A 23,522-nucleotide genomic window follows, 5' to 3' on the forward strand; every position below is an offset into this window, starting at 1 on the left:
CGGGCGCGATTTTCACAAAAAATTGCGCTCGGTTTTGTCCATTAAAAGATTTAGGATTATCTATGGCCCGTAAGACCCCCATTGAGCGCTACCGCAATATCGGTATCTCGGCTCACATTGATGCAGGTAAAACGACGACGACAGAACGTGTTCTGTTCTACACCGGTGTCAACCACAAAATCGGTGAAGTGCATGATGGCGCTGCTACCATGGACTGGATGGAGCAAGAGCAAGAGCGCGGTATTACTATTACTTCTGCAGCGACGACTTGCTACTGGAGTGGTATGGCGAATAATTTCGCTCCGCACCATATCAACATTATTGATACACCAGGTCACGTTGACTTCACTATTGAAGTTGAACGTTCTATGCGTGTTCTCGATGGCGCCTGCATGGTTTACTGTGCGGTAGGTGGCGTTCAGCCTCAGTCTGAAACTGTATGGCGTCAGGCTAATAAGTACAAAGTTCCTCGTCTGGCATTCGTCAACAAGATGGACCGTACTGGCGCGAACTTCTTCAAAGTGTATGAACAAATGCGTACACGTCTGAAGGCAAATCCAATTCCTATGCAAGTGCCTATCGGTGCTGAGGACTTGTTCGAAGGCGTTATCGATCTGGTCAAAATGAAAGCGATTATCTGGGATACAGCATCTCAAGGTATGAAGTTTGAATACGGCGAGATCCCAGCGAATTTGCTGGCTGATGCTAAGAAATGGCGCGAAAACATGGTGGAAGCGGCAGCTGAAGCCTCTGAAGAATTGATGAACAAATACCTTGAAGAAGGTGATTTGTCTGAAGCCGAAATCAAAGCGGCGATTCGTCAGCGTACCATCGCGAGTGAAATCGTTCCGATGATGTGCGGTACTGCCTTTAAAAACAAAGGCGTGCAGGCGATGTTGGATGCGGTCGTTGAATTCCTGCCATCTCCAGTGGATATTCCACCGGTACCAGGTACAAACGAAGATGAAGAGCCAGTAGTTCGTCAGGCAAAAGATGATGAAAAATTCTCTGCTTTGGCGTTCAAAATCGCAACGGATCCATTCGTTGGTCAATTGTGCTTTATTCGTTGCTACTCCGGTACTTTGAATTCTGGCGACACAGTTTATAACTCTGTCAAAGGTAAAAAAGAGCGTATCGGACGTATTGTTCAGATGCATGCGAATCAGCGCGAAGAAATCAAAGAAATGCTCGCTGGTGATATCGCCGCGGTTGTTGGTCTGAAAGACACAACAACTGGTGATACATTGTGTGATGACAAAGCGATTGTCGTTCTGGAACGTATGGTTTTCCCTGAGCCAGTTATTTCTCAGGCTGTTGAGCCAAAAACCAAGGCTGACCAAGAGAAAATGGGCTTGGCGCTGAATCGTCTTGCTGCTGAAGATCCATCTTTCCGCGTACGTACTGATGAAGAATCAGGTCAGACAATTATTGCCGGTATGGGTGAGTTGCATCTGGATATTATCGTTGACCGCATGAAACGTGAATTCAACGTTGAAGCGACAGTTGGTAAGCCACAGGTTGCATACCGCGAAACTATTCGCAAAACTTGCGAAGAAATCGAAGGTAAATTCGTTAAGCAATCCGGTGGTCGTGGTCAGTATGGTCACGTTGTTCTGAAGATCGAACCACAAGAACCAGGTAAAGGTTTTGAATTCGTTGACGCGATCAAAGGCGGTACCGTTCCACGTGAATACATCCCTGCAGTTGAAAAAGGTGTTCGCGAAACGCTGACATCCGGTGTGTTGGCTGGCTACCCAGTGGTTGACGTTAAAGTAACTCTGTTCTTCGGTTCTTACCATGACGTTGACTCCAACGAAAACGCGTTCCGTATGGCGGGTTCGATGGCATTTAAAGATGGCTGCCGCAAAGCAAGTCCAGTTATTCTGGAACCAATGATGGCAGTTGAAGTTGAAACGCCAGAAGATTATGCTGGTACGGTCATGGGTGATTTGTCCTCCCGTCGTGGTATGGTTCAGGGTATGGATGAAGTTGCTGGCGGTGGCGGTAAGATCATTAAGGCCGAAGTTCCTTTGTCTGAAATGTTTGGTTATTCCACTTCATTGCGTTCCGCAACACAAGGTCGCGCAACGTACTCTATGGAATTCAAGCATTACTCCGAAGCGCCGAAAAATGTTATCGACGCAATCGTGACATCCAAAGCTAAGTAATTCGTAATCTGAAAGCCTGCTCCTTGCCCGGAGCAGGCATCTTATTGATAAATCGTTCTTTTTGAAGGAAGAATAAAATGGCAAAAGGTAAGTTCGAACGCACCAAGCCGCACGTCAACGTAGGTACAATTGGTCACGTTGATCACGGTAAAACAACATTGACAGCAGCGATTGCAACAGTATTGTCTGCAAAATTCGGTGGCGAAGCGAAGAAATACGACGAAATCGACGCAGCACCAGAAGAAAAAGCACGCGGTATTACAATTAATACTGCCCACGTTGAATACGAAACAGCAACACGTCACTACGCTCACGTTGACTGCCCAGGCCATGCTGACTATGTTAAAAACATGATCACTGGTGCTGCTCAGATGGACGGCGCGATCTTGGTTTGCTCCGCAGCAGACGGTCCAATGCCACAAACACGTGAGCACATCCTGTTGGCTCGCCAGGTTGGTGTTCCATACATCATCGTTTTCCTGAACAAATGCGACATGGTTGATGACGCTGAATTGCTGGAACTCGTTGAAATGGAAGTACGTGAATTACTGTCCAAATATGAATTCCCAGGCGACGATCTGCCGATCATCCAAGGTTCCGCAAAACTGGCGCTCGAAGGCGACAAAGGTCCATTGGGCGAAGAAGCGATCCTGAAACTGGCTGATGCATTGGATACTTACATCCCAACACCAGAACGCGCTGTTGACGGCGCCTTCCTGTTGCCAGTAGAAGACGTATTCTCCATCTCTGGTCGCGGTACAGTGGTAACTGGTCTTATCTAACGCGGTATCATCAAAGTTGGCTAAGAGATCGAAATCGTCGGTATCAAAGACACAGTCAAAACAACATGTACTGGCGTTGAAATGTTCCGCAAATTGCTCGACCAAGGTCAGGCAGGCGATAACGTCGGTGTTCTGCTGCGTGGTACAAAACGCGAAGACATCCAACGTGGTCAAGTGTTGGCAAAACCAGGTTCAATCAAACCACACAGCCATTTCACAGGCGAGATCTACGTTTTGTCGAAAGATGAAGGCGGTCGTCATACACCATTCTTCAACAACTACCGTCCACAGTTCTACTTCCGTACAACGGACGTGACTGGTTCGATCGAGTTGCCAGCAGACAAAGAAATGGTTATGCCAGGTGATAACGTCTCGATCACAGTCAAACTGATCAACCCGATCGCGATGGAAGAAGGTCTCCGTTTCGCGATTCGTGAAGGTGGTCGTACTGTTGGTGCGGGTGTTGTTGCTAAAATTATCGAGTAATTTCGTAATTTTGTAGTACACTAGTCGGCTGTCGCTGTTTTTTAAAGCGACAGCCGCTTTTTTTTTTAGTATTCGCTCTTTGTAAAAATGCCACTCTCACTGAGTTTGTGGCTCGTTCTTTAGGAAATGTTATGTCTACACAAAATCAAAAGATCCGCATTCGTCTGAAAGCATTTGATTATAAATTGATCGACCAATCTGCTTTGGAAATCGTTGAAACAGCTAAGCGCACTGGCGCTGTTGTTAAAGGCCCAGTGCCTTTGCCGACTCGCATTCAACGTTTTGACGTTCTGCGTTCACCACACGTGAACAAAACTTCCCGTGATCAGTTTGAAATTCGTACACACCAACGTCTGATGGATATCGTTGATCCAACAGACAAGACAGTTGATGCTTTGATGAAGCTCGATTTGCCTGCTGGTGTTGATGTTGAAATCAAATTGCAGTAATCAGATTTTTATCAATATCTGATTTGATTGAAAATCAGATAATTGAAAAAATTTGACATACCACAATTCTTCGAATTTTCAAATAATTTGCCTTGTAAATAAAAATTTTGCGGGCTATAATCGAAGGCTTAAATGTGGGTCGGCTTTTGCTGACCTTTTCGTTTAAGTTTTTTAAACATCAGCCTCGCCCAATCGTAGGTGAGAATGGAGAAAATAATGAGCTTGGGCCTAGTTGGTCGCAAGGTTGGCATGATGCGCATCTTTACAGATGACGGGGATTCAATTCCTGTTACTGTGCTGGATGTGTCCAACAACCGCGTGACGCAAGTCAAAACTCCTGAAACAGACGGTTACTCTGCTGTTCAGGTTACTTTCGGTCAGCGCCGTGCATCCCGCGTAACTAAAGCGGCTGCCGGTCACCTCGCAAAAGCAGGTGTTGAAGCTGGTACTGTATTAAAAGAATTCCGTGTTGATGCTGCTAAAGCTTCTGAACTGAAGGCTGGCGACGTTGTGCCTGTCGGTTTGTTCGAAGCTGGTCAAAAAGTTGACGTGCAAGGTGTGACGATTGGTAAAGGCTATGCCGGTACTATCAAACGCCATCACTTCGCTTCTGGTCGCGCTACTCACGGTAACTCCCGTTCCCATAATGTTCCAGGTTCTATCGGTATGGCGCAGGATCCCGGTCGTGTTTTCCCTGGTAAGCGTATGACTGGTCATCTGGGTGACGTTAACCGCACTGTGCAAAATCTGGAAATCGCTCGCGTTGATGCAGAGCGTCAGTTGTTGCTGGTGAAGGGTGCTGTACCGGGTGCAAAAAATGGTCAGGTGATTGTATCTCCTGCTGTTAAAGTTAAAGCTAAGAAGGGAGCCTAATCCATGGAACTGAAGCTCCTAAACGAACAAGGTCAAGCTGCTGCGAATGTCGCCGCTCCTGATACTATTTTCGGTCGTGATTACAACGAAGCTCTGATTCATCAGGTTGTTGTTGCATATCAGGCAAATGCTCGTAGCGGTAACCGCAAGCAAAAAGATCGTGAAGAAGTCCATCACACAACCAAGAAGCCTTGGCGTCAAAAAGGTACTGGTCGTGCACGTGCTGGTATGTCTTCATCTCCTTTATGGCGTGGCGGTGGTCGTATATTCCCGAATAGCCCGGATGAGAATTTCTCTCACAAAGTTAACAAGAAAATGTATCGCGCAGGTATCTGCTCTATCCTTTCTCAGTTGGCTCGTGAAGATCGTTTGAGTGTGGTTGATGCTGTAACGGTTGATGCTCCAAAGACTAAGCTGTTGACTGAAAAGCTCAAAGCATTGGGTTGCCTGGATTCCGTTTTGATTATCACTGACGAATTCAATGAAAATCTGATGTTGGCAGCACGTAATCTGGTAAATGTTTTGGTTGTTGAGCCACGTTACGCTGATCCAGTTTCTTTGGTGTTCTACAAGAAAGTGTTGATCACCAAGCCAGCACTGGCAAAGATTGAGGAGATGCTGGCATGAGTGCATTAATCAAACATAGCGAAGAACGCCTGATGAAGGTGTTGCTGGCTCCTGTGATTTCTGAAAAAGCAACGATGGTTGCTGAAAAGAATGAACAAGTGGTTTTCCTGGTTACTCCAGATGCAACCAAGCCAGAAATTAAAGCTGCCGTCGAATTGCTGTTCAAGGTTCAGGTTGAATCTGTACAAGTAGCAAATCGTCAAGGTAAACAAAAACGTACCGGTAGATTTACTGGCCGCCGCAACCATACAAAACGTGCTTTTGTATGCTTGAAGCCAGGTCAGGAAATCAACTTCACTGAGGGGGCATAATAATGGCACTCGTTAAGATGAAGCCAACCTCACCAGGTCGTCGTGGTATGGTGAAAGTAGTAACTGAAGGCCTGTTTAAAGGTCGTCCGTTTGCTGCTTTGTTGGAAAAGAAATCCAAAACTGCTGGCCGTAACAATAACGGTCACATCACTACGCGTCACATCGGTGGTGGTCATAAGCAGCATTACCGTGTTGTTGATTTTAAACGCAACAAAGATGGTATTCCTGCAAAAGTTGAGCGTATTGAATACGATCCTAACCGTACAGCACACATCGCTTTGTTGTGCTACGCGGATGGTGAGCGTGCGTACATCATCGCTCCTAAAGGTGTTGCAGTAGGTGATCAATTGATCAGTGGCTCACAAGCTCCGATTAAATCTGGTAACTGCTTGCCTATCCGTAATATTCCAGTCGGTACAACTATGCATTGCGTAGAGATGTTGCCAGGAAAAGGCGCGCAGATTGCGCGTACAGCGGGTGCCGGTGTTGTTCTGATGGCACGTGAAGGTACTTACGCTCAAGTTCGTCTGCGCTCTGGCGAAGTTCGTCGTATTCATATCGAATGCCGCGCAACCGTTGGTGAAGTTGGTAACGGCGAACACAATCTGCGTAAGATTGGTAAAGCTGGTGCGATGCGTTGGCGTGGTATTCGTCCTACCGTTCGCGGTGTGGTAATGAATCCGGTTGACCATCCTCACGGTGGTGGTGAAGGTAAAACTGCAGCAGGCCGTCATCCAGTTTCTCCATGGGGTCAACAGACCAAGGGTAAGAAGACACGTCGCAACAAGCGTACTACTTCGATGATCGTCTCACGCCGTGGTAAGAAATAAGGGATAAAACATGACACGTTCATTGAAAAAAGGGCCGTTTTGCGACGCTCATCTGGTGAAGAAAGTCGAAGCTGCTCAGGCAAATAAAGACAAGAAACCAATCAAGACTTGGTCCCGTCGTTCGACAATTATGCCGGACTTCATCGGTTTGACCATTGCGGTTCATAACGGTAAGCAGCACGTACCAGTTTATGTTTCCGAAAACATGGTTGGTCACAAGCTCGGCGAATTCGCGCTGACCCGTACGTTCAAGGGTCACGCTGCCGACAAAAAGGCTAAGAAATAAGGACCGATGATGGAAACTAAAGCTAATCTTCGCGGTGTGCGTCTGTCCGAGCAAAAAGGTCGCCTCGTGGCAGATCTGATCCGTGGTAAAAAAGTTGATCAGGCATTGAATATCCTGGCCTTCAGCCCTAAAAAAGGTGCTGCAATCATCAAGAAAGTGTTGGAGTCTGCAATTGCAAACGCTGAACACAACGATGGCGCAGATATCGATGAGTTGAAAGTAAAGAGTATCTATGTCGAAAAAGGTGCGATCCTGAAGCGCTTCACAGCACGCGCTAAAGGTCGTGGTGATCGTATCTCTAAACAATCCTGTCACATCTACGTGACTGTTGGTAACTAAGGAGTCACGATGGGACAGAAGATACATCCAACCGGTTTTCGTCTTGCGGTAACACGTAACTGGTCTTCCCGTTGGTATGCAGGCAATGGCAACTTTGCTTCTATGCTCGGTGAAGATCTGAAGGTACGTGAATACCTGAAGAAAAAACTGAAAAACGCATCTGTAGGCCGCATCGTTATTGAGCGTCCTGCGAAAAACGCACGTATTACCATTTACAGCTCCCGTCCAGGTGTTGTGATCGGTAAAAAAGGCGAAGACATTGAAGTATTGAAAGCTGACTTGTCGAAAATGATGGGCGTGCCAGTTCACGTCAACATCGAAGAAATTCGTAAGCCAGAAATCGATGCGCAATTGATCGCTGATTCTATTGCTCAGCAGCTCGAAAAACGTATTATGTTCCGCCGCGCGATGAAACGTGCGATGCAGAATGCAATGCGTCTCGGCGCGCAAGGTATCAAGATCATGTCCGGTGGTCGTTTGAACGGTATCGAAATCGCTCGTAAAGAATGGTATCGCGAAGGCCGCGTGCCTCTGCATACTTTGCGTGCTGATATCGACTACGGTTTTGGCGAAGCATCCACAACTTACGGCATTATTGGCGTAAAAGTGTGGGTCTACAAAGGTGACCGTTTGGCAAATGGCGATGCGCCTGTAATCGAATCGACTCCGGAAGACGACAAAAAACGTCGTGGTCCACGTCGTGACGATGGCAAGCCAAGCAGCCGTCCACGTGCTAAGCGTCCTGAAGGGCAAAATACATCTGGCGCAGCAGCTCCAGCTAAGCGCGTACGCGCAAAAGCTGATGCTGCACCAGCTGAGAAAGCAGGAGAATAATCATGCTGCAACCAGCACGCAGAAAATATCGTAAGGAGCAAAAAGGCCGCAACAAGGGTATTTCGCATACTCGTGGTACAGCTGTTTCCTTCGGTGAGTTTGGCTTGAAAGCGGTTGGCCGTGGTCGTATCACAGCGCGTCAGATTGAAGCGGCGCGTCGTGCAATGACTCGCCATATCAAGCGCGGTGGTCGTATCTGGATCCGCGTTTTCCCGGACAAGCCAATTTCCCAGAAGCCTGCAGAGGTTCGTATGGGTAATGGTAAAGGTAATCCTGAGTACTACGTTGCCGAGATTCAACCAGGCAAAATGTTGTACGAAATGGATGGCGTTGATGAAGCGCTGGCACGCGAGGCGTTCCGCTTAGCAGCTGCTAAATTACCATTGTTGACAACGTTTGTCGTACGTCAAGTCGGCACTTAATAGGGAGTTGTAAATGAAAGTATCTGAACTCCAAGGCAAAGACTCTGCAGCTTTGACGAAAGAACTGAATGATCTGTTGAAGGCACAGTTCAGCCTGCGTATGCAAATCGCTACACAGCAACTGACTAATACTTCACAGTTGAAAAAAGTTCGTCGCGACATCGCACGCGTTAAAACCGTCATGAATCAGAAGGATGCCAAATAATGAACGATCAAGTTAAAGTGGCTCTGAAGCGCACATTGATTGGCAAGGTTGTGTCTGACAAGATGGACAAAACAGTCACAGTACTGGTTGAACGTCACGTTAAACATCCTTTGTATGGCAAGATCATCGTACGTACTGCAAAGTACCATGCACACGATGAAGCTAACCAGGCAAAAGCTGGCGACACAGTTGAAATCCAAGAGGGTCGCCCAATTTCCAAGACTAAAGCTTGGACATTGACTCGTGTGGTTCAAGTAGCACAAGTCGTATAAAGTTATTGCACAAAATTTTTTTTGATGTAATAATGATGGGCTGTCATTTGCGTAGTAAGCAAATGACAGCCTAAATGTCTTTCGCAACACCCTCTCGTTGTGAAAGTGGTTAAAAAATCGTCCACCTAATCAGTTGGCTCGTGCATTGCAGGTTATGTAGGGGTTGGCTGGCAGGACCAAGACTGACTACAAGCTCGCATTGTGCAAGTTGTGTGGATTAAGTTGGGAAAGAGAACATTATGATTCAAACAGAAAGCCGGCTGGAAGTGGCTGACAATACTGGTGCGCGTGAAGTTCTGTGCATTAAAGTGTTGGGCGGCTCCAAGCGTCGTTATGCGGGTATCGGTGATGTAATTAAAGTCACTGTGAAGTCTGCTGCTCCGCGCGGTCGTGTAAAAAAAGGTGAAATTTACAACGCCGTGGTTGTGAGAACAGCTAAGGGTGTTCGTCGTCAAGATGGCTCGTTGGTCAAATTTGATGGCAATGCTGCAGTATTGTTGAATGCAAAGCTTGAGCCTATCGGCACTCGTATTTTCGGCCCAGTGACACGCGAACTGCGTACTGAGCGCTTTATGAAAATCGTGTCTTTGGCTCCAGAAGTGCTGTAAGGAGTCGTGATGAATAAAATTCGTAAAAACGACGAAGTCATCGTCTTGACGGGTAAGGACAAAGGTAAGCGCGGTCAGGTGCAGTCATGCATCGATAGTGATTACGTTGTTGTTGCTGGTATTAATGTCGCTAAAAAAGCGGTTAAGCCAAACCCAATGACTGGCGCAGTTGGTGGCATCGTTGATAAATTGATGCCGATTCATGTTTCCAATGTGGCGTTGTTCAATGCTGCATCTGGCAAAGCAGACCGTGTAGGCTTCAAGGTAGTGGATGGTAAAAAAGTCCGTATCTACAAGTCGACTGGCGAAGTTGTGAAGGCATAACGTCATGGCCCGTCTACAAGCATTATATAAAGAAAAAATCGTCGGTGAATTGACTGAAAAGTACGCTTATAAGTCAAGCATGGAAGTTCCGCGTATCTTGAAAATCACCCTGAACATGGGTTTGTCTGAAGCAGTTGCAGATAAAAAGATTATCGAGCATGCAGTTGGTGACTTGACGAAAATCGCCGGCCAAAAGCCAGTTGTGACCAAAGCTCGTAAAGCGATCGCAGGTTTTAAAATCCGTGAAGGTTATCCAATCGGCTGTATGGTTACTTTGCGTGGCGCTCAGATGTATGAATTCCTGGATCGTTTCATTACCGTGGCTTTGCCTCGCGTACGTGACTTCCGTGGTGTTTCTGGTCGTGCGTTTGATGGTCGTGGTAACTACAATATCGGCGTCAAGGAACAAATTATTTTCCCTGAAATCGAGTACGACAAGATCGACGCATTGCGTGGTATGAATATCAGCATCACGACAACCGCAAAGACCGACGAAGAAGCGAAAGCACTCCTCGCCGCATTTAAATTTCCGTTCAGAAACTGAGGTCGCCATGGCAAAACTGGCACTGATTAATCGTGAGCAAAAGCGTGCAGACTTGGTGAAGAAATTCGCTGGCAAGCGCGCCGAATTGAAGGCCATCGTTGATGACCAATCAAAAACTGAAGAAGAGCGTTATGTTGCTCGTCTGAAGTTGCAGGCTTTGCCACGTAATTCTAATCCGACACGTCAGCGTAATCGTTGCGCTTTGACAGGTCGTCCGCGTGGCACATTCCGTAAATTCGGTTTGGGCCGTATTAAACTCCGTGAAGTCGCCATGCGTGGTGAAATCCCGGGTATGACTAAAGCCAGCTGGTAATAGGAGAATAAGCAATGAGTATGAGCGATCCTATCGCCGATATGCTGACCCGCATTCGTAACGCACAAGTTGTTCAAAAAACTGTTGTTGCGATGCCGTCCTCTAAAGTAAAGATTGCAATTGCAAACGTACTTAAAGACGAAGGTTACATTGAAGATTTCGCAGTTTTAGAAACTGCAGGGAAGTCCGAATTAAAAATCGGCTTGAAATATTATGCAGGACGTCCAGTTATTGAACGTTTGGAACGTGTTTCACGTCCAGGTCTTCGTATTTACAAAGGTAAAGACGAGATTCCAAATGTGATGAACGGTTTGGGTGTAGCGATTGTTTCTACACCAAAAGGCGTCATGACTGACCGCAAAGCGCGCGCAACCGGTGTCGGTGGCGAAGTAATTTGCTACGTCGCCTAAGGAGTGAAAGATGTCTCGAGTAGGTAAGATGCCAATCGCTTTGCCGGCCGGTGCAGAAGTTGCAATTTCAGCAGAGCAGATTACAGTAAAAGGTCCTATGGGCGTGCAGACACAAAGCCTCAACGGCTTAGTGAAAGTTGCGAACGACAACGGCACTTTGAGTTTTTCACCAGCCAATGATGGCCGTGAAGCTAATGCAATGACTGGTACTTTACGTGCCTTGGTCAATAACATGGTTACCGGTGTTACTAAAGGCTTTGAAAGAAAACTCACTTTGGTCGGCGTTGGTTACAAAGCGCAAGCTCAAGGTGATAAGTTGAATTTGTCTTTAGGTTTTTCACATCCAGTTGTACATCAAATGCCAGAAGGTATTTCTTGTGCTACGCCAACTCCTACTGAAATCCTGATTAAAGGTGTTAATAAGCAGGTAGTAGGTCAGGTGGCAGCTGAAGTCCGTGCATACCGCAGCCCAGAGCCTTATAAAGGCAAGGGTGTCCGTTATGCGGACGAAGTGGTTGTGATTAAAGAAACCAAGAAGAAGTAATAGGGGTTGACGATGGACAAGAAACAATCACGTCTGCGCCGCGCACGTCAAACCCGTGCCAAGATCGCAGAACTCAAAGTGAACCGCCTGGCCGTGCATCGCACCAACCTGCACATCTACGCGAACATTATTGGCCCAGATGCCAAAGTGTTGGCGTCAGCTTCCACCGTAGAGGCGGAAGTACGTGCAGAATTGGCTGGCAAGTCCGGAGCTGGTGGCAACACCACAGCCGCGACTTTGATCGGCAAGCGTGTAGCAGAGAAGGCAATCAAAGCAGGGGTTACCGAAGTTGCGTTTGACCGCTCCGGTTTCCGTTACCATGGCCGCATCAAGGCGCTTGCAGAAGCTGCCCGTGAAGCTGGCCTGAAGTTCTAAGGAAAATTTGTCATGGCAAAAATGCAAGCAAAAACAGCAGCCGACAAGCCGGATGATGGCATGCGCGAAAAAATGATCGCGATCAACCGTGTAACCAAAGTGGTTAAGGGTGGTCGTATCATGGGCTTCGCTGCATTGACAGTTGTAGGCGACGGCGATGGCCGTATCGGTATGGGTAAAGGAAAGTCGAAAGAAGTTCCTGTTGCCGTACAAAAAGCGATGGAAGAAGCACGTCGTAAGATGATCAAAGTGACTTTGAAAAACGGTACTTTGCAGCACACCGTTACTGGTAAGCACGGCGCGTCTTCCGTCATGATTTCTCCTGCAAAAGAAGGTACTGGCGTTATTGCCGGTGGTCCAATGCGCGCGATTTTTGAAGTAATGGGTATTGTTAACGTTGTTGCTAAATCCAATGGCTCAACAAATCCTTACAACATGGTTCGTGCAACTTTGAATGGTCTGGCTAAGATGAGTACTCCATCTGAAATCGCTGCAAAGCGTGGCAAGACCGTTGAAGAAATCCTCGGTTAAGGAGAGCGCGATGACTAAGACAGTAAAAGTGCAATTGGTCAAAGGTCTGATCGGCACACGCCAGGATCACCGTGCTACCGTACGTGGTCTGGGTTTGCGTCGTGTTAATTCAGTTTCTGAATTGCAAGACACGCCAGCAGTACGCGGCATGATCAATAAAGTCTCGTATCTTGTGAAGGTTGTAGCGTAAGTCGTCAGACTTATGTTCGGAGCAAATTATGGAATTGAATAACATACAACCTGCTGATGGCGCTAAACACTACAAACGTCGTGTTGGTCGCGGTATCGGCTCAGGTTTGGGTAAGACAGCGGGTCGCGGCCATAAAGGTCAAAAATCTCGTTCCGGCGGCTTTCATAAAGTCGGTTTCGAAGGCGGTCAGATGCCTTTGCAACGTCGCTTGCCAAAACGTGGTTTTAAATCACTGGCAACACCGTACAAAGCAGAAGTTCGTCTGACAGACTTGGAAAATTTGCCAGTCACTGAAATTGACATCCTTGCTTTAAAGCAAGCTGGTGTTGTTTCTGAGCTCGCACGTGTAGTTCGTGTGATCTTGTCTGGTGCGATTACTAAGAAAGTAACTTTGAACGGCTTGATCGTCACTAAAGGCGCTAAAGCTGCAATCGAAGCTGCTGGCGGTACGATCGCTTAATTCACTGCAGACACCGGAGCAATAATTGGCAACATCTCCACAACAAGCTAAAAGTGCAGCAAGCGGATTTCCATGGGGACGACTCTGGTTCCTGCTTGCAGCACTGGTTGTCTACCGGATTGGTGCTCATGTACCTGTTCCTGGTATAGATCCAACTGCATTGGCAGATCTGTTTAAGCAAAACCAAGGCGGTATCTTGGGGATGTTTAACATGTTCTCCGGTGGTGCATTATCACGGTTCACCGTGTTTGCACTCGGCATCATGCCGTATATCTCGGCATCGATCATCATGCAACTGATGTCTATCGTTTCTCCGCAACTGGAAGCACTGAAAAAAGAAGGTGAATCCGGTCGCAGAAAAATAACTCAGTACACACGTTATGGAACTTTGTTACTGGCGACAGTACAGGCATATTTCATCGCGTTTGGTCTGGAGGCGCAACCAGGGCTCGTTATTGATCCTGGCCTTGCTTTCAGATTCACTACTGTAGTGTCATTGGTGACAGGTACGATGTTTTTGATGTGGCTGGGCGAACAAATCACTGAGCGCGGTTTAGGTAACGGTATTTCTATCATTATCTTTGCTGGTATTGCTGCTGGTTTGCCAGGTGCCTTGGTAAGTTTGTTTGAGTTGGTTCGCACTGGATCTATGCATCCTGCGTCAGTATTGTTGATCTGTGTTATCGCGGTGGCTGTGACGTTTCTGGTGGTATTTGTGGAACGTGGTCAACGTAAGATTCTGGTTAATTATGCGAAGCGTCAGGTCGGTAATAAAGTGTATGGCGGGCAAAGCAGTCATTTGCCGCTGAAGTTGAATATGGCTGGTGTCATTCCTCCTATTTTCGCTTCATCGATCATTTTATTCCCAGCGACGATTACCAGCTGGTTCACCAAAGGTGCAGATTCTTCAACGAGTGGGTTTATCACCTTCTTGAAAGATCTGGCTGCATCAATGGCACCAGGTGAACCGATTCATGCGTTGTTGTACGCTGCTGCGATTATTTTCTTTTGCTTCTTTTATACCGCTCTGGTATTCAACAGCAAAGAAACAGCTGATAATTTGAAGAAGAGTGGAGCGTTTGTTCCTGGTATCCGTCCAGGTGATCAGACTGCCCGCTATATCGACAAAATTTTGATGCGATTGACGTTGGCTGGTGCGGTTTATATCACGCTGGTCTGTTTGTTACCTGAATTTTTGATTGCCAAATGGAAAGTTCCTTTCTATTTCGGTGGTACATCCCTGCTGATTATCGTGGTGGTGACCATGGATTTTATGGCTCAGGTACAAAACTATGTCATGTCGCAGCAATACGAGTCGCTGCTTCGTAAAGCAAATTTCAAGGGCGGGATTCCTTCGCGGTAATTTGCTGAAGGGACAGCAGATCGAATGGCAAAAGACGACGTTATACAGATGCAGGGCGAGATTCTGGAGAATCTTCCGAATGCAACATTTAGAGTTAAGTTGGAAAACGGGCATGTTGTACTAGGCCATATTTCCGGGAAGATGCGGATGAACTATATCCGTATTCTTCCAGGTGATAAGGTGACAGTGGAATTGACGCCTTATGATTTGAGCCGGGCGCGAATAGTGTTCCGAACCAAGTAAATTAAAAGTGAACAAGAAGGGAAGAGGGCAAAAATGAAAGTTCTCGCATCAGTTAAGCGGATCTGCCGCAACTGCAAAATCATCAAGCGCAAAGGTGTTGTTCGTGTTATTTGCACAGAACCACGCCATAAACAGCGCCAAGGTTAATTTAACGTTATTGAACGAGGAATAACGAATGGCACGTATCGCAGGGGTTAATATCCCAAATCATCAGCATACCGTAATCGGCTTAACAGCTATCTATGGTATTGGCCGTCCACGCTCACAGAAAATCTGTGAAGCAACAGGTGTTTTGACCAATAAAAAGGTTAAAGATCTGGATGACAACGAACTCGAGAAGCTTCGCGACGAAATCGGTAAATTTATCGTCGAGGGTGACTTGCGTCGTGAATTGTCCATGAACATCAAGCGCTTGATGGACTTGGGTTGCTATCGCGGCTTGCGTCATCGTAAAGGCTTGCCTTGCCGTGGCCAACGTACACGTACTAATGCACGTACACGTAAAGGTCCACGTAAAGCAGCTCAATCTTTGAAGAAATAATCCAGGCTAGCCCGGATCCAAGGAAATCATTATGGCAAAAGCACAAAACAACGCAGCAGCAGCACGTGCTCGTAAGAAAGTTAAAAAGAACGTTGCTGAAGGTATTGCACACGTTCACGCTTCTTTCAATAACACCATCATCACGATCACTGATCGTCAAGGCAATGCTCTTTCTTGGGCAACTGCTGGCGGTGCTGGTTTTAAAGGCTCACGTAAATCTACTCCGTTCGCAGCTCAGGTTGCAGCGGAAGCAGCAGGTAAAGTTGCTGTTGAATGCGGTATCAAAAATCTGGAAGTTCGCATCAAAGGCCCAGGCCCAGGTCGTGAATCTTCAGTACGCGCATTGAACAATCTCGGCATCAAGATTTCTTTGATCCAAGACGTAACTCCAGTGCCACACAACGGCTGCCGCCCTCCAAAGCGTCGTCGTATCTAAGCAGTAGCATTTGCTGCTGGTGTTCTGACGGTTTTTCCGTTAGAATGCAAGCCCGCCATTTTGTTGGCGGGTTTTGTGTTGGGAATTTTATTTCAGGTATGAAGCGATTCGCTTTCGCCTTTAAGACCACTGTCTGATAGCAAGCAGATCAGACTAGCGCAGCTAAGTTCTGCGTCATTTATAAAAGGAAAATATTGTGGCACGTTATATCGGACCAAAAGCTAAGTTATCCCGTCGCGAAGGCACGGATCTGTTTCTGAAAAGCGCACGTCGCTCTTTAGATTCAAAATGCAAATTAGATGTAAAACCAGGTCAACACGGTGCTAAATCTGGCGCACGTACTTCTGACTTCGGTAATCAATTGCGCGAAAAGCAAAAAGTTAAACGTATGTACGGCGTTCTGGAACGTCAGTTCCGTCGCTACTTCGCTGAAGCTGATCGTCAAAAAGGCAACACCGGCGAAACACTGTTGAAGTTGCTGGAATCCCGTCTCGACAACGTTGCATATCGCATGGGCTTCGGTTCTACACGCGCTGAAGCACGTCAGTTGGTCAGCCACAAAGCATTCACAGTTAACGGTATCGTTGTCAACATCGCTTCTTACCAAGTTAAAGCTGGTGACGTTGTTGCTGTTCGTGAAAAAGCGAAAAAACAAGTTCGTATCGTTGAAGCTCTGTCGTTGGCTGAGCAATCCGGCATGCCTTCATGGGTAGCTGTTGATGCGAAGAAAATGGAAGGTACTTACAAGTCCATGCCAGATCGTAGCGATATCGCTCACGATGTCAACGAATCCCTGATCGTTGAATTGTATTCTCGTTAATTTTAGTTTCATCGCCTGCCTGTTTTACGACAGGCAGGCTTTTTCTTTAATGCCGTCAGCCTTATCGGTGTAACGAACCGAGGGTATTGAAAAGGACATTTCATGCAAAACAATCTGTTGAAGCCACGTATTATCGATGTGGAAATGCTGGGTGCTGGTCACGCTAAAGTCGTGATGGAACCTTTTGAACGTGGCTATGGCCACACACTGGGCAATGCGCTGCGTCGCGTATTGTTGTCGACGATGGTTGGTTATGCACCAACTGAAGTAGTGATTGCTGGTGTTGTTCATGAGTATTCTTCCCTCGATGGCGTTCAAGAAGACGTCGTTGATATTCTGTTGAACTTGAAGGGTGTTGTATTCAAGTTGCACAATCGTGAAGAAGTGACACTGACATTGAAAAAAGATGGCGAAGGCGCAGTGTTAGCGTCCGACATCGAGTTGCCACATGATGTGGAACTGATCAATCCAGACCACGTCATCGCGAATCTGACAGCCGGCGGTAAGCTGGACATGCAGATCAAAGTTGAAAAAGGCCGTGGCTATGTGCCAGGTAACGTTCGTCGTTTGTCTGAAGATGCAAACAAAACGATAGGCCGCATGATTCTGGATGCGTCGTTCTCTCCAGTGCGTCGTGTTTCTTATTCCGTTGAGTCCGCTCGTGTTGAACAGCGTACCGATCTGGATAAGCTGATCATTAATATTGAAACTAATGGCGTGATCACTCCAGAAGAAGCAATTCGTCAATCTGCCCGCGTGCTGGTTGATCAATTGAATGTCTTCGCTGCTCTGGAAGGTACAGAAGCAGCTGCTGAAGCACCATCCCGTGCACCAGCGGTTGATCCGGTTCTGTTGCGTCCGGTCGATGATCTGGAACTGACAGTACGTTCAGCAAACTGCCTGAAAGCAGAAAACATTTACTACATTGGTGATTTGATCCAACGTAGCGAAAATGAACTGTTAAAGACACCAAACCTGGGGCGCAAGTCTTTGAACGAAATCAAAGAAGTGTTGGCTTCCCGTGGCTTGTCTTTGGGTATGAAGCTGGAAAACTGGCCACCTGCAGGATTGGAAAAATAATTAGTCGGAATGAACGGTTTTAAATAAAGCCGTTCATTTTTTTATCGTAGTAAAAATAATTACCGGCCCGCGACAATGTCTGTCGATAGAAGAGCTGGCAATGAAATCTGAAAGGAAATACCATGCGTCACCGTCACGGCTTACGTAAGCTGAATCGTACTTCATCCCACCGTCTGGCTATGTTGCGCAACATGACAGTATCCCTGTTGCGTCACGAAGCAATCAAAACAACATTGCCAAAAGCAAAAGAACTGCGCCGCGTTATCGAGCCGATTCTGACTTTGGGTAAAGTTGATACATTGGCTAACAAACGTCTGGCATTTTCCCGTCTGCGCGATCGCGAAATGGTTCTGAAACTGTTCGCGGAACTCGGCCCACGTTACGCAAATCGTAACGGCGGCTACCTGCGTATTTTGAAAATGGGTTTCCGCGTTGGCGACAATGCTCCGATGGCTTATGTTGAATTGCTGGACCGTCCAGAAGTCACTGATGTAGCAGATGCTCCAGTAGCAGAATAATTTAAGAATAAATTTCTTAAATAAAAAGGCCCGGTTTATCCGGGCTTTTTTTTCTTCATTTGTGTGCTCGTTATTAACTCGTTTATATTGGGAACTCTTCAGCTTAGCTTGCTCGCGATCATCGTACTCTTGCTAAAATGAGCGCTATGACGATAAATGACGAAAAAGTTTTACTGGTAATGACGAATTGTCCGGATAAGACCGTTGCGCTGACGATCGCCCAAAATATATTAGAAAATAATTTGGCCGCATGCGTGAACGTCATGCCCGAAATTATGTCTCTGTACACGTGGAATGGTCAGCAGGAAGTGACTACTGAAGTACCATTACACATCAAGACGACAAAACAAGCGTATCCAGATTTGCAGGCATTGATTCACTCAATGCACCCTTACCAAGTACCGGAAATTATTGCTATTCCCGTGGTCGATGGCTTACCTGCTTATCTGCAATGGGTACAAGAACAAACAGGACTTCAATGAACACGCATCGCATCGCAAGGCTCTCACCGCAAAACAGTTTCATTTGTGTATTACAAACGCTGTTAATGAGTGTATTTCTGTTTCTTAGTGCTCAGGTCTACGCTGACGAGTTTCTCGATCCAGAAGTTGCGTTCAAGGCGTCTGCAACGATGGCGGAGCCCGGCGTCGCTGAAGTGACGTTAAGCATTGCTGATGGTTACTATTTATACCGTGAAAAATTGAAATTCAGTGCGACCGGCGCTGAGCTCGGCGAAGTGATACTGCCTGCCGGCAAGGTAAAGTTTGACGAGACATTCCAGAAAGACGTAGAGACTTATCGTAAGTCTGTGGTGATCAGGGTTCCGGTGCAGGCTGCGGGAGACTTTGTACTGAAAGTCGGCAGACAAGGATGCGCAGATCAGGGCTTGTGCTACCCGCCATTGGAAAGCGAATTCAGACTGAGCATTTCAGCCTCTAATGCCGCTGTTTCCACCTCATCGGGCAGTGCAGACCAAAGTAGTACCGATGCCGCGCCGGATGCGGAAAGCAGCAGTATCAGTGCTGCATTAAAGAGCGGTAAGTTATCCGTGATTCTGCCTTTGTTTTTCATTCTTGGTCTGGGCTTATCGCTGACACCTTGCGTGCTGCCTATGGTGCCAATTTTGTCTTTTATTATCGTTGGTGAAGGCGCGGGTGTCAGTCGTACGCGTGGATTCATGTTATCGCTTGCGTACGTACTAGGAATGTCTCTGGTGTACACAGGAATGGGTGTTGCTGCCGGCCTCGCCGGTGAGGGCTTGGCGGCGACCCTGCAAAACCCTTGGGTATTGGGCGCATTTTCTTTATTGATGGTGTTCTTCGCGTTGTCGATGTTTAACGTCTATCAATTGCAAATGCCCGCGGCATTGCAAACTAAGTTAACTGAAATTTCCGAAGGTCAGCGCGATAGTAAATTAGGAAAATTAATTGGTGTGTTCCTGATGGGCGCGATTTCTGCGTTGATCGTCGGACCATGTGTCACCGGCCCACTGCTTGGCGCGTTGGTCTACATCAGTCAGACGCGCGATGTGATCGTCGGCGGTGCCGCGATGTTCGCGATTGCGATCGGCATGGGCGTGCCTTTGCTGTTACTCGGTATCTCTGCTGGCAGCTTGTTACCACGCGCCGGTATCTGGATGGAAAACATCAAACGCTTCTTTGGCGTGCTGATGCTGGCGATGGCGTTGTGGATGATCTCGCCAGTGATTCCGGTCTGGCTGCAGATGCTGGGATGGGCATCGCTATTGATTACGTATGCTGGTTATCAGTTATTTTTTCATCGTTCAGGTTTGCCAGGCAAGCTCGTTGCAGCGGCGTTCGGTGTACTCGGCTTATTGCAACTGGTTGGTGTCGCTACCGGCGGTCGTGATATCTATGCGCCGGTCGCTCATTTGTTCGGCACGCAGACGCATGGTGCAGTGTTTGTCCGTGTGCGTAATGTTGCTGAGCTGGATGCAGCATTGGCGCAGAGCAAAGGAAAAACCGCGATGCTGGATTTCTATGCTGACTGGTGCGTCTCTTGTAAAGAAATGGAAAAACTGACGTTCATCGATGCCAAGGTAAAGGCAAAGATGGATGCAATGTTGCTGCTGCAAGTCGATGTCACTGCGAACAATGAAGACGATAAAGAAATGCTGAAACGCTTTAAATTATTCGGACCCCCAGGCATTATTTTCTTCAATAATCAAGGTACGGAAATTCCCGACAGTCGCGTCGTTGGTTTCCAGAATGCCGATAAATTCTTACAGTCATTATCAAGAATTGAAGGTAAGTAATTAACCCGGATCAGCGTTTTATTTTTGCAGCGCTGATCCTGCGTTCCCGCATCATCTCACTTATATAACTAAGCCGATATAAGCTTGCAACTTCTCTGTTCTTGAGAAGTTGAAAGAGGCGAATTATAGTCAGACTCTACTTTTTTGGGAGAGTAAGATGACTTTACGTTTAGGCGATATTGCACCGGATTTCGAGCAGGACTCCTCTTTAGGCAAACTGAAATTTCACGAGTGGGCGGGTAATTCCTGGGTGGTTTTATTTTCCCATCCGGCGGATTTCACACCGGTCTGCACGACAGAACTCGGCCTGACGGCGAAGCTCAAGCCAGAGTTTGATAAACGCAATGTTAAGGCGATTGCCTTATCGGTGGACGGTGCGGATTCACATCTGCAATGGATCAAAGATATTGAGGAAACGCAGCAGACCGTGGTTGGTTTCCCCATCATTGCTGACGCTGACCGCAAGGTCGCTGCTTTGTACGACATGATTCATCCGAATCAATCGGAAACAGTGACAGTGCGCTCGCTGTTCATCATTGATCCAAATAAAAAAGTCCGCCTGATCATCACTTATCCGCTGACCACCGGCCGTAATTTTGATGAAGTCTTGCGTGTGATCGATGCCCTGCAACTGACTGATGGCTATACCGTGGCAACACCAGGTAACTGGCGTGACGGTGACGATGTGATTATTCCTTTGTCGATCAAAGATGAAGAAGTGATCAAGCAGAAATATCCTAAAGGTTACAAGGCGCCGAAGCCGTATCTGCGCATTACGCCACAACCGAATAAATAAGCGCTGTCTGTTTGTTGCGCCTAATTGCCCCGGTCTTTGCGCCGGGGTTTATTATTGGTAGCGAGATGCGTAAGCCAGTTCACCGGATGCAGCTTGTTTGTTGGTATCAGGCATTCTGCGAGGCTTCCCATTCGCTGCGCAACAAAGCATACATCTTGACATCAACAAAGCGTCCGCGATTGTATGCCGCACCGCGTGCGACACCTTCAAATTGAAAATGGTTATTGATCGCGACTTTTTCGGAGCCGGTATTCCCCGCTTCCATGTGAATTTCCAGACGGTTCAATAAAGTCGTTTCAAACAGATAGCGTGTGAGCAGTGCTACCGCTTCACTCATGATGCCTTTGCCGTGCAGCGCGGTAGAAAATAGCGAGTAACCGATTTCGCGCGACTGAAAATACGGCACTGTTTTGAAATGGAATAGCCGACCCAGTATCTGTTCATCGTCGCCAATGATCAGAAAGTATTCCATGTTCTCTTTGGTGCTGTGTTGCTCTTCAAAGCGTTTTTCGAGCTGACCCGGCAGCATCAGTTCGGTTGTTAGCCACGGGCCACGGACATCCAGATTATTGAGTAATTCTATGAGTTGCGGAATTTCTTCTTTTTTAGGATGGCGCAAATAAAAGCAGCTACCTCGTATCATTGTGACTCCATAAAATTAATTTGAACGTCTGCATCATCATGCGCTGTATCACAGGCAATACCTTGGAAAAGCGCATGAATACTCAGCCTCCGCAGGACAACTGTCTTCAACGCATCGGCGTAATGTGCTCGGCATAATCATACAACGCACCGAGTATCTCTTCGGCGCGTTCATCGGCGTCTTCTGATAACAGATCGATGCGCTCAAAAAATTGTTCCACCGTCATCGCATTGCATAGCCCTTCGTGCAGGCGTGCGGCGCGGTGTTGTTCCCATGTTTCTGCTTCGTCCGCATTTAGCGTTGCGGGGAAATTTCTGGCGCGATAGCGGAACAGCAGTTCCTCCAGGCGGTTATCCTGAAAATGGGCTGACGCTTGCGCCAGTTGTTCCGCTGGCAGTGCCCGCAGCTCGTTCAGTAAGCGGCGGTCGCCGTTGCCGATGAAGCCATTGTATAAATCTTCGTCAACATCATTGTCCGCTGACGAGCTGTTCGCCGCAGAGCGGTCAAACACTGCTTCCCAGATTGCGGCCATGTCCGGTGCATTGGCTGCGCTGGCAGCGTGGGTCATTACTGCAGTCATATCAATGCCCCAATGTGCGGCGCGTTCCGCAGACAGGGTTTTCAGATTGCTGATGACGATCGGAGACTTATTGATGTGGATGGTTTTGATTGGCAAACGGCTCACACCCTCAGGCAAATCGCTGCTCTTGCTGAACATGCGCTGCTGAATTTCTGCACTGCTGAGCGAAAATAATTCAGACGGATCGGCGCTCAGATCCCAGACGATGATTTCATTTTTATTAGTCGGATGCATCGCCAGCGGCCACATCACGCTGATGCATCCGCGCTCTGCCGGAATCATGCCGGTGATGTGCAGAAATGGCTTTTGCACGGGCCAGCCTATCTCTTCCATGACGCGGTCTTTTTTGCGCAGACTCAGGCAGAAATCAAACAGCCGCGGATTTTTTTCTTTCAGCAAACGCGCCATCGCAATCGTGGCGCGCACATCGGATAAGGCGTCATGCGCGGCTTCGTGACTGAGACCGTTGGCGGCCGTCAGATGTTCGAGGCGAAAGCTGACTTTACCTTCTTCGTTGCGCGGCCACGTTATGCCTTCCGGGCGCAGCGCGTAGGCCGTACGCACGACATCGAGAATATCCCAACGACTGCAATTATTTTGCCATTCGCGGGCATACGGATCGATCAGATTGCGCCAGAATAAAAAGCGGGTGACTTCATCATCGAAACGTATCGTGTTATAGCCGACGCCGATGGTGCCGGGTTGGGCGAATGCAGCTTCGATTTGCTTTGCGAATTCGTGTTCCGGGACGCCGAGTTGCAGGCAAGTTTGCGGCGTGATTCCGGTGATCAGGCAGGCTTGCGGATCAGGCAGAAAATCTGGCGCGGGCTGGCAATACAGCATTAGTTCGTCGCCGATTTCATTGAGTTCCGCATCGGTGCGGATAGCCGCAAATTGTGCCGGGCGATCGCGGCGTGGCACGGCGCCGAAAGTTTCATAGTCGTGCCACAGAAAGGTCAGTGCTTGCATGGAATCGTCGGGAAGGGCTGCAAAAGTGAAAGAAATATGTCTAAAAACAGATGAAATATACTGGGGGGAGTATTT

General features: G+C 47.6%; 35 protein-coding genes and 1 pseudogene. 34 read left to right on the forward strand and 2 right to left on the reverse strand.

The annotated features are described in order from the left end of the window. Positions 1-62 precede the first annotated feature (62 nt). From fusA to KDM87_RS02590, 34 genes and pseudogenes are all read left to right on the forward strand, one after another. Positions 63-2,168, forward strand: a complete 2,106-nt coding sequence (gene fusA / locus KDM87_RS02425) for an elongation factor G (RefSeq protein WP_212677611.1) — start codon at positions 63-65, stop codon at positions 2,166-2,168. Positions 2,169-2,245: 77 nt separating this feature from the next. Continuing rightward, positions 2,246-3,436, forward strand: a pseudogene (tuf, locus tag KDM87_RS02430) (elongation factor Tu). Between the two features lie 131 nt (positions 3,437-3,567). Next, complete coding sequence (gene rpsJ, locus KDM87_RS02435) at positions 3,568-3,885, forward strand: 30S ribosomal protein S10 (protein ID WP_110255911.1); 318 nt, start codon at positions 3,568-3,570, stop codon at positions 3,883-3,885. A 216-nt stretch (positions 3,886-4,101) separates the two neighbouring features. Then, positions 4,102-4,758 (forward strand): 50S ribosomal protein L3, encoded by a 657-nt coding sequence (rplC, locus tag KDM87_RS02440; protein WP_186884623.1) that lies wholly within the window; start codon positions 4,102-4,104, stop codon positions 4,756-4,758. Between the two features lie 3 nt (positions 4,759-4,761). Continuing rightward, entirely contained in the window at positions 4,762-5,385 is a 624-nt protein-coding gene (rplD, locus tag KDM87_RS02445; RefSeq protein WP_186884624.1) for a 50S ribosomal protein L4, read from the forward strand. Next, positions 5,382-5,696 (forward strand): 50S ribosomal protein L23, encoded by a 315-nt coding sequence (gene rplW / locus KDM87_RS02450; protein WP_186884625.1) that lies wholly within the window; start codon positions 5,382-5,384, stop codon positions 5,694-5,696. The genes rplD and rplW overlap by 4 nt, the downstream gene beginning before the upstream one ends. Before the next feature lie 2 nt (positions 5,697-5,698). Then, positions 5,699-6,526, forward strand: a complete 828-nt coding sequence (rplB, locus tag KDM87_RS02455) for a 50S ribosomal protein L2 (RefSeq protein WP_186884626.1) — start codon at positions 5,699-5,701, stop codon at positions 6,524-6,526. 10 nt (positions 6,527-6,536) lie between these two features. Continuing rightward, entirely contained in the window at positions 6,537-6,812 is a 276-nt protein-coding gene (gene rpsS, locus KDM87_RS02460; RefSeq protein ID WP_124574225.1) for a 30S ribosomal protein S19, read from the forward strand. Between the two features lie 6 nt (positions 6,813-6,818). Further along, positions 6,819-7,151 (forward strand): 50S ribosomal protein L22, encoded by a 333-nt coding sequence (gene rplV / locus KDM87_RS02465; RefSeq protein WP_186884627.1) that lies wholly within the window; start codon positions 6,819-6,821, stop codon positions 7,149-7,151. Between the two features lie 9 nt (positions 7,152-7,160). Then, a complete protein-coding gene (gene rpsC / locus KDM87_RS02470; RefSeq protein WP_186884628.1) occupies positions 7,161-7,985 on the forward strand; it encodes a 30S ribosomal protein S3 in 825 nt (274 codons plus the stop codon). Positions 7,986-7,987: 2 nt separating this feature from the next. After that, positions 7,988-8,407: a 50S ribosomal protein L16 gene (gene rplP / locus KDM87_RS02475; RefSeq protein WP_186884629.1), complete on the forward strand. Its 420-nt coding sequence runs from the start codon at positions 7,988-7,990 to the stop codon at positions 8,405-8,407. A 13-nt stretch (positions 8,408-8,420) separates the two neighbouring features. Continuing rightward, entirely contained in the window at positions 8,421-8,612 is a 192-nt protein-coding gene (rpmC, locus tag KDM87_RS02480; RefSeq protein WP_186884630.1) for a 50S ribosomal protein L29, read from the forward strand. Next, on the forward strand, positions 8,612-8,884 hold the full coding sequence (rpsQ, locus tag KDM87_RS02485; RefSeq protein WP_186884631.1) for a 30S ribosomal protein S17: 273 nt from the start codon (positions 8,612-8,614) through the stop codon (positions 8,882-8,884). Before rpmC ends, rpsQ begins: the two co-directional genes overlap by 1 nt. A gap of 239 nt (positions 8,885-9,123) precedes the next feature. Continuing rightward, positions 9,124-9,492: a 50S ribosomal protein L14 gene (gene rplN, locus KDM87_RS02490; protein WP_006464924.1), complete on the forward strand. Its 369-nt coding sequence runs from the start codon at positions 9,124-9,126 to the stop codon at positions 9,490-9,492. A gap of 9 nt (positions 9,493-9,501) precedes the next feature. Beyond that, on the forward strand, positions 9,502-9,816 hold the full coding sequence (gene rplX / locus KDM87_RS02495) for a 50S ribosomal protein L24 (protein ID WP_186884632.1): 315 nt from the start codon (positions 9,502-9,504) through the stop codon (positions 9,814-9,816). A gap of 4 nt (positions 9,817-9,820) precedes the next feature. Further along, on the forward strand, positions 9,821-10,360 hold the full coding sequence (gene rplE / locus KDM87_RS02500; RefSeq protein ID WP_186884633.1) for a 50S ribosomal protein L5: 540 nt from the start codon (positions 9,821-9,823) through the stop codon (positions 10,358-10,360). A gap of 7 nt (positions 10,361-10,367) precedes the next feature. Continuing rightward, entirely contained in the window at positions 10,368-10,673 is a 306-nt protein-coding gene (rpsN, locus tag KDM87_RS02505) for a 30S ribosomal protein S14 (RefSeq protein ID WP_186884634.1), read from the forward strand. Positions 10,674-10,687: 14 nt separating this feature from the next. Further along, positions 10,688-11,083 (forward strand): 30S ribosomal protein S8, encoded by a 396-nt coding sequence (gene rpsH / locus KDM87_RS02510; RefSeq protein ID WP_186884635.1) that lies wholly within the window; start codon positions 10,688-10,690, stop codon positions 11,081-11,083. Positions 11,084-11,093: 10 nt separating this feature from the next. Then, the gene (rplF, locus tag KDM87_RS02515) at positions 11,094-11,627 is read left to right on the forward strand and encodes a 50S ribosomal protein L6 (RefSeq protein WP_186884636.1); all 534 of its coding nucleotides are present in this window, start codon (positions 11,094-11,096) and stop codon (positions 11,625-11,627) included. Between the two features lie 12 nt (positions 11,628-11,639). Further along, positions 11,640-12,002 (forward strand): 50S ribosomal protein L18, encoded by a 363-nt coding sequence (rplR, locus tag KDM87_RS02520; protein ID WP_186884637.1) that lies wholly within the window; start codon positions 11,640-11,642, stop codon positions 12,000-12,002. Between the two features lie 12 nt (positions 12,003-12,014). Continuing rightward, the gene (gene rpsE, locus KDM87_RS02525; protein WP_110255927.1) at positions 12,015-12,533 is read left to right on the forward strand and encodes a 30S ribosomal protein S5; all 519 of its coding nucleotides are present in this window, start codon (positions 12,015-12,017) and stop codon (positions 12,531-12,533) included. A 10-nt stretch (positions 12,534-12,543) separates the two neighbouring features. Continuing rightward, entirely contained in the window at positions 12,544-12,723 is a 180-nt protein-coding gene (gene rpmD / locus KDM87_RS02530) for a 50S ribosomal protein L30 (protein ID WP_186884638.1), read from the forward strand. A gap of 28 nt (positions 12,724-12,751) precedes the next feature. Next, a complete protein-coding gene (gene rplO / locus KDM87_RS02535; RefSeq protein WP_186884639.1) occupies positions 12,752-13,183 on the forward strand; it encodes a 50S ribosomal protein L15 in 432 nt (143 codons plus the stop codon). 25 nt (positions 13,184-13,208) lie between these two features. After that, a complete protein-coding gene (gene secY / locus KDM87_RS02540; protein ID WP_190477132.1) occupies positions 13,209-14,546 on the forward strand; it encodes a preprotein translocase subunit SecY in 1,338 nt (445 codons plus the stop codon). A 24-nt stretch (positions 14,547-14,570) separates the two neighbouring features. After that, a complete protein-coding gene (infA, locus tag KDM87_RS02545) occupies positions 14,571-14,789 on the forward strand; it encodes a translation initiation factor IF-1 (RefSeq protein ID WP_005663428.1) in 219 nt (72 codons plus the stop codon). 33 nt (positions 14,790-14,822) lie between these two features. Next, positions 14,823-14,936, forward strand: coding sequence for a 50S ribosomal protein L36 (rpmJ, locus tag KDM87_RS02550; protein WP_014004415.1), 114 nt, complete (start codon positions 14,823-14,825; stop codon positions 14,934-14,936). 28 nt (positions 14,937-14,964) lie between these two features. Continuing rightward, entirely contained in the window at positions 14,965-15,330 is a 366-nt protein-coding gene (gene rpsM / locus KDM87_RS02555; protein WP_186884641.1) for a 30S ribosomal protein S13, read from the forward strand. 31 nt (positions 15,331-15,361) lie between these two features. Further along, the gene (gene rpsK / locus KDM87_RS02560; RefSeq protein WP_110255932.1) at positions 15,362-15,766 is read left to right on the forward strand and encodes a 30S ribosomal protein S11; all 405 of its coding nucleotides are present in this window, start codon (positions 15,362-15,364) and stop codon (positions 15,764-15,766) included. 196 nt (positions 15,767-15,962) lie between these two features. After that, on the forward strand, positions 15,963-16,586 hold the full coding sequence (gene rpsD / locus KDM87_RS02565; RefSeq protein WP_186884642.1) for a 30S ribosomal protein S4: 624 nt from the start codon (positions 15,963-15,965) through the stop codon (positions 16,584-16,586). A gap of 102 nt (positions 16,587-16,688) precedes the next feature. After that, entirely contained in the window at positions 16,689-17,666 is a 978-nt protein-coding gene (locus tag KDM87_RS02570) for a DNA-directed RNA polymerase subunit alpha (protein ID WP_186884643.1), read from the forward strand. Positions 17,667-17,788: 122 nt separating this feature from the next. Then, complete coding sequence (gene rplQ / locus KDM87_RS02575; protein WP_212677612.1) at positions 17,789-18,184, forward strand: 50S ribosomal protein L17; 396 nt, start codon at positions 17,789-17,791, stop codon at positions 18,182-18,184. A 137-nt stretch (positions 18,185-18,321) separates the two neighbouring features. Beyond that, positions 18,322-18,666, forward strand: coding sequence for a divalent-cation tolerance protein CutA (gene cutA, locus KDM87_RS02580; RefSeq protein WP_212677613.1), 345 nt, complete (start codon positions 18,322-18,324; stop codon positions 18,664-18,666). Then, on the forward strand, positions 18,663-20,459 hold the full coding sequence (gene dsbD / locus KDM87_RS02585) for a protein-disulfide reductase DsbD (RefSeq protein ID WP_212677614.1): 1,797 nt from the start codon (positions 18,663-18,665) through the stop codon (positions 20,457-20,459). Before cutA ends, dsbD begins: the two co-directional genes overlap by 4 nt. Positions 20,460-20,616: 157 nt before the next feature. Continuing rightward, on the forward strand, positions 20,617-21,255 hold the full coding sequence (locus tag KDM87_RS02590) for a peroxiredoxin (protein WP_212677615.1): 639 nt from the start codon (positions 20,617-20,619) through the stop codon (positions 21,253-21,255). A 106-nt stretch (positions 21,256-21,361) separates the two neighbouring features. On the opposite strand, the gene KDM87_RS02595 is transcribed toward KDM87_RS02590, so the two are convergent. Both KDM87_RS02595 and sbcB read right to left on the reverse strand, forming a co-directional pair. Further along, positions 21,362-21,898, reverse strand: coding sequence for a GNAT family N-acetyltransferase (locus tag KDM87_RS02595; protein WP_212677616.1), 537 nt, complete (start codon positions 21,896-21,898; stop codon positions 21,362-21,364). 106 nt (positions 21,899-22,004) lie between these two features. Further along, positions 22,005-23,447, reverse strand: a complete 1,443-nt coding sequence (sbcB, locus tag KDM87_RS02600; protein ID WP_212677617.1) for an exodeoxyribonuclease I — start codon at positions 23,445-23,447, stop codon at positions 22,005-22,007. Positions 23,448-23,522: the final 75 nt, after the last annotated feature.

Source organism: Cognatundibacterium rivi, from assembly GCF_018139565.1.
GTDB classification, from domain to species: Bacteria; Pseudomonadota; Gammaproteobacteria; order Burkholderiales; family Burkholderiaceae_D; genus Undibacterium; species Undibacterium rivi.

Bases quoted from the DNA above. Each gene is read 5' to 3' on its own strand.
- fusA (WP_212677611.1), top strand. From the start codon at position 63: ATGGCCCGTAAGACCCCCATTGAGCGCTACCGCAATATCGGTATCTCG.
- rpsJ (WP_110255911.1), top strand. From the start codon at position 3,568: ATGTCTACACAAAATCAAAAGATCCGCATTCGTCTGAAAGCATTTGAT.
- rplC (WP_186884623.1), top strand. From the start codon at position 4,102: ATGAGCTTGGGCCTAGTTGGTCGCAAGGTTGGCATGATGCGCATCTTT.
- rplD (WP_186884624.1), top strand. From the start codon at position 4,762: ATGGAACTGAAGCTCCTAAACGAACAAGGTCAAGCTGCTGCGAATGTC.
- rplW (WP_186884625.1), top strand. From the start codon at position 5,382: ATGAGTGCATTAATCAAACATAGCGAAGAACGCCTGATGAAGGTGTTG.
- rplB (WP_186884626.1), top strand. From the start codon at position 5,699: ATGGCACTCGTTAAGATGAAGCCAACCTCACCAGGTCGTCGTGGTATG.
- rpsS (WP_124574225.1), top strand. From the start codon at position 6,537: ATGACACGTTCATTGAAAAAAGGGCCGTTTTGCGACGCTCATCTGGTG.
- rplV (WP_186884627.1), top strand. From the start codon at position 6,819: ATGATGGAAACTAAAGCTAATCTTCGCGGTGTGCGTCTGTCCGAGCAA.
- rpsC (WP_186884628.1), top strand. From the start codon at position 7,161: ATGGGACAGAAGATACATCCAACCGGTTTTCGTCTTGCGGTAACACGT.
- rplP (WP_186884629.1), top strand. From the start codon at position 7,988: ATGCTGCAACCAGCACGCAGAAAATATCGTAAGGAGCAAAAAGGCCGC.
- rpmC (WP_186884630.1), top strand. From the start codon at position 8,421: ATGAAAGTATCTGAACTCCAAGGCAAAGACTCTGCAGCTTTGACGAAA.
- rpsQ (WP_186884631.1), top strand. From the start codon at position 8,612: ATGAACGATCAAGTTAAAGTGGCTCTGAAGCGCACATTGATTGGCAAG.
- rplN (WP_006464924.1), top strand. From the start codon at position 9,124: ATGATTCAAACAGAAAGCCGGCTGGAAGTGGCTGACAATACTGGTGCG.
- rplX (WP_186884632.1), top strand. From the start codon at position 9,502: ATGAATAAAATTCGTAAAAACGACGAAGTCATCGTCTTGACGGGTAAG.
- rplE (WP_186884633.1), top strand. From the start codon at position 9,821: ATGGCCCGTCTACAAGCATTATATAAAGAAAAAATCGTCGGTGAATTG.
- rpsN (WP_186884634.1), top strand. From the start codon at position 10,368: ATGGCAAAACTGGCACTGATTAATCGTGAGCAAAAGCGTGCAGACTTG.
- rpsH (WP_186884635.1), top strand. From the start codon at position 10,688: ATGAGTATGAGCGATCCTATCGCCGATATGCTGACCCGCATTCGTAAC.
- rplF (WP_186884636.1), top strand. From the start codon at position 11,094: ATGTCTCGAGTAGGTAAGATGCCAATCGCTTTGCCGGCCGGTGCAGAA.
- rplR (WP_186884637.1), top strand. From the start codon at position 11,640: ATGGACAAGAAACAATCACGTCTGCGCCGCGCACGTCAAACCCGTGCC.
- rpsE (WP_110255927.1), top strand. From the start codon at position 12,015: ATGGCAAAAATGCAAGCAAAAACAGCAGCCGACAAGCCGGATGATGGC.
- rpmD (WP_186884638.1), top strand. From the start codon at position 12,544: ATGACTAAGACAGTAAAAGTGCAATTGGTCAAAGGTCTGATCGGCACA.
- rplO (WP_186884639.1), top strand. From the start codon at position 12,752: ATGGAATTGAATAACATACAACCTGCTGATGGCGCTAAACACTACAAA.
- infA (WP_005663428.1), top strand. From the start codon at position 14,571: ATGGCAAAAGACGACGTTATACAGATGCAGGGCGAGATTCTGGAGAAT.
- rpmJ (WP_014004415.1), top strand. From the start codon at position 14,823: ATGAAAGTTCTCGCATCAGTTAAGCGGATCTGCCGCAACTGCAAAATC.
- rpsM (WP_186884641.1), top strand. From the start codon at position 14,965: ATGGCACGTATCGCAGGGGTTAATATCCCAAATCATCAGCATACCGTA.
- rpsK (WP_110255932.1), top strand. From the start codon at position 15,362: ATGGCAAAAGCACAAAACAACGCAGCAGCAGCACGTGCTCGTAAGAAA.
- KDM87_RS02570 (WP_186884643.1), top strand. From the start codon at position 16,689: ATGCAAAACAATCTGTTGAAGCCACGTATTATCGATGTGGAAATGCTG.
- rplQ (WP_212677612.1), top strand. From the start codon at position 17,789: ATGCGTCACCGTCACGGCTTACGTAAGCTGAATCGTACTTCATCCCAC.
- cutA (WP_212677613.1), top strand. From the start codon at position 18,322: ATGAGCGCTATGACGATAAATGACGAAAAAGTTTTACTGGTAATGACG.
- dsbD (WP_212677614.1), top strand. From the start codon at position 18,663: ATGAACACGCATCGCATCGCAAGGCTCTCACCGCAAAACAGTTTCATT.
- KDM87_RS02590 (WP_212677615.1), top strand. From the start codon at position 20,617: ATGACTTTACGTTTAGGCGATATTGCACCGGATTTCGAGCAGGACTCC.
- KDM87_RS02595 (WP_212677616.1), bottom strand. From the start codon at position 21,898: ATGATACGAGGTAGCTGCTTTTATTTGCGCCATCCTAAAAAAGAAGAA.
- sbcB (WP_212677617.1), bottom strand. From the start codon at position 23,447: ATGCAAGCACTGACCTTTCTGTGGCACGACTATGAAACTTTCGGCGCC.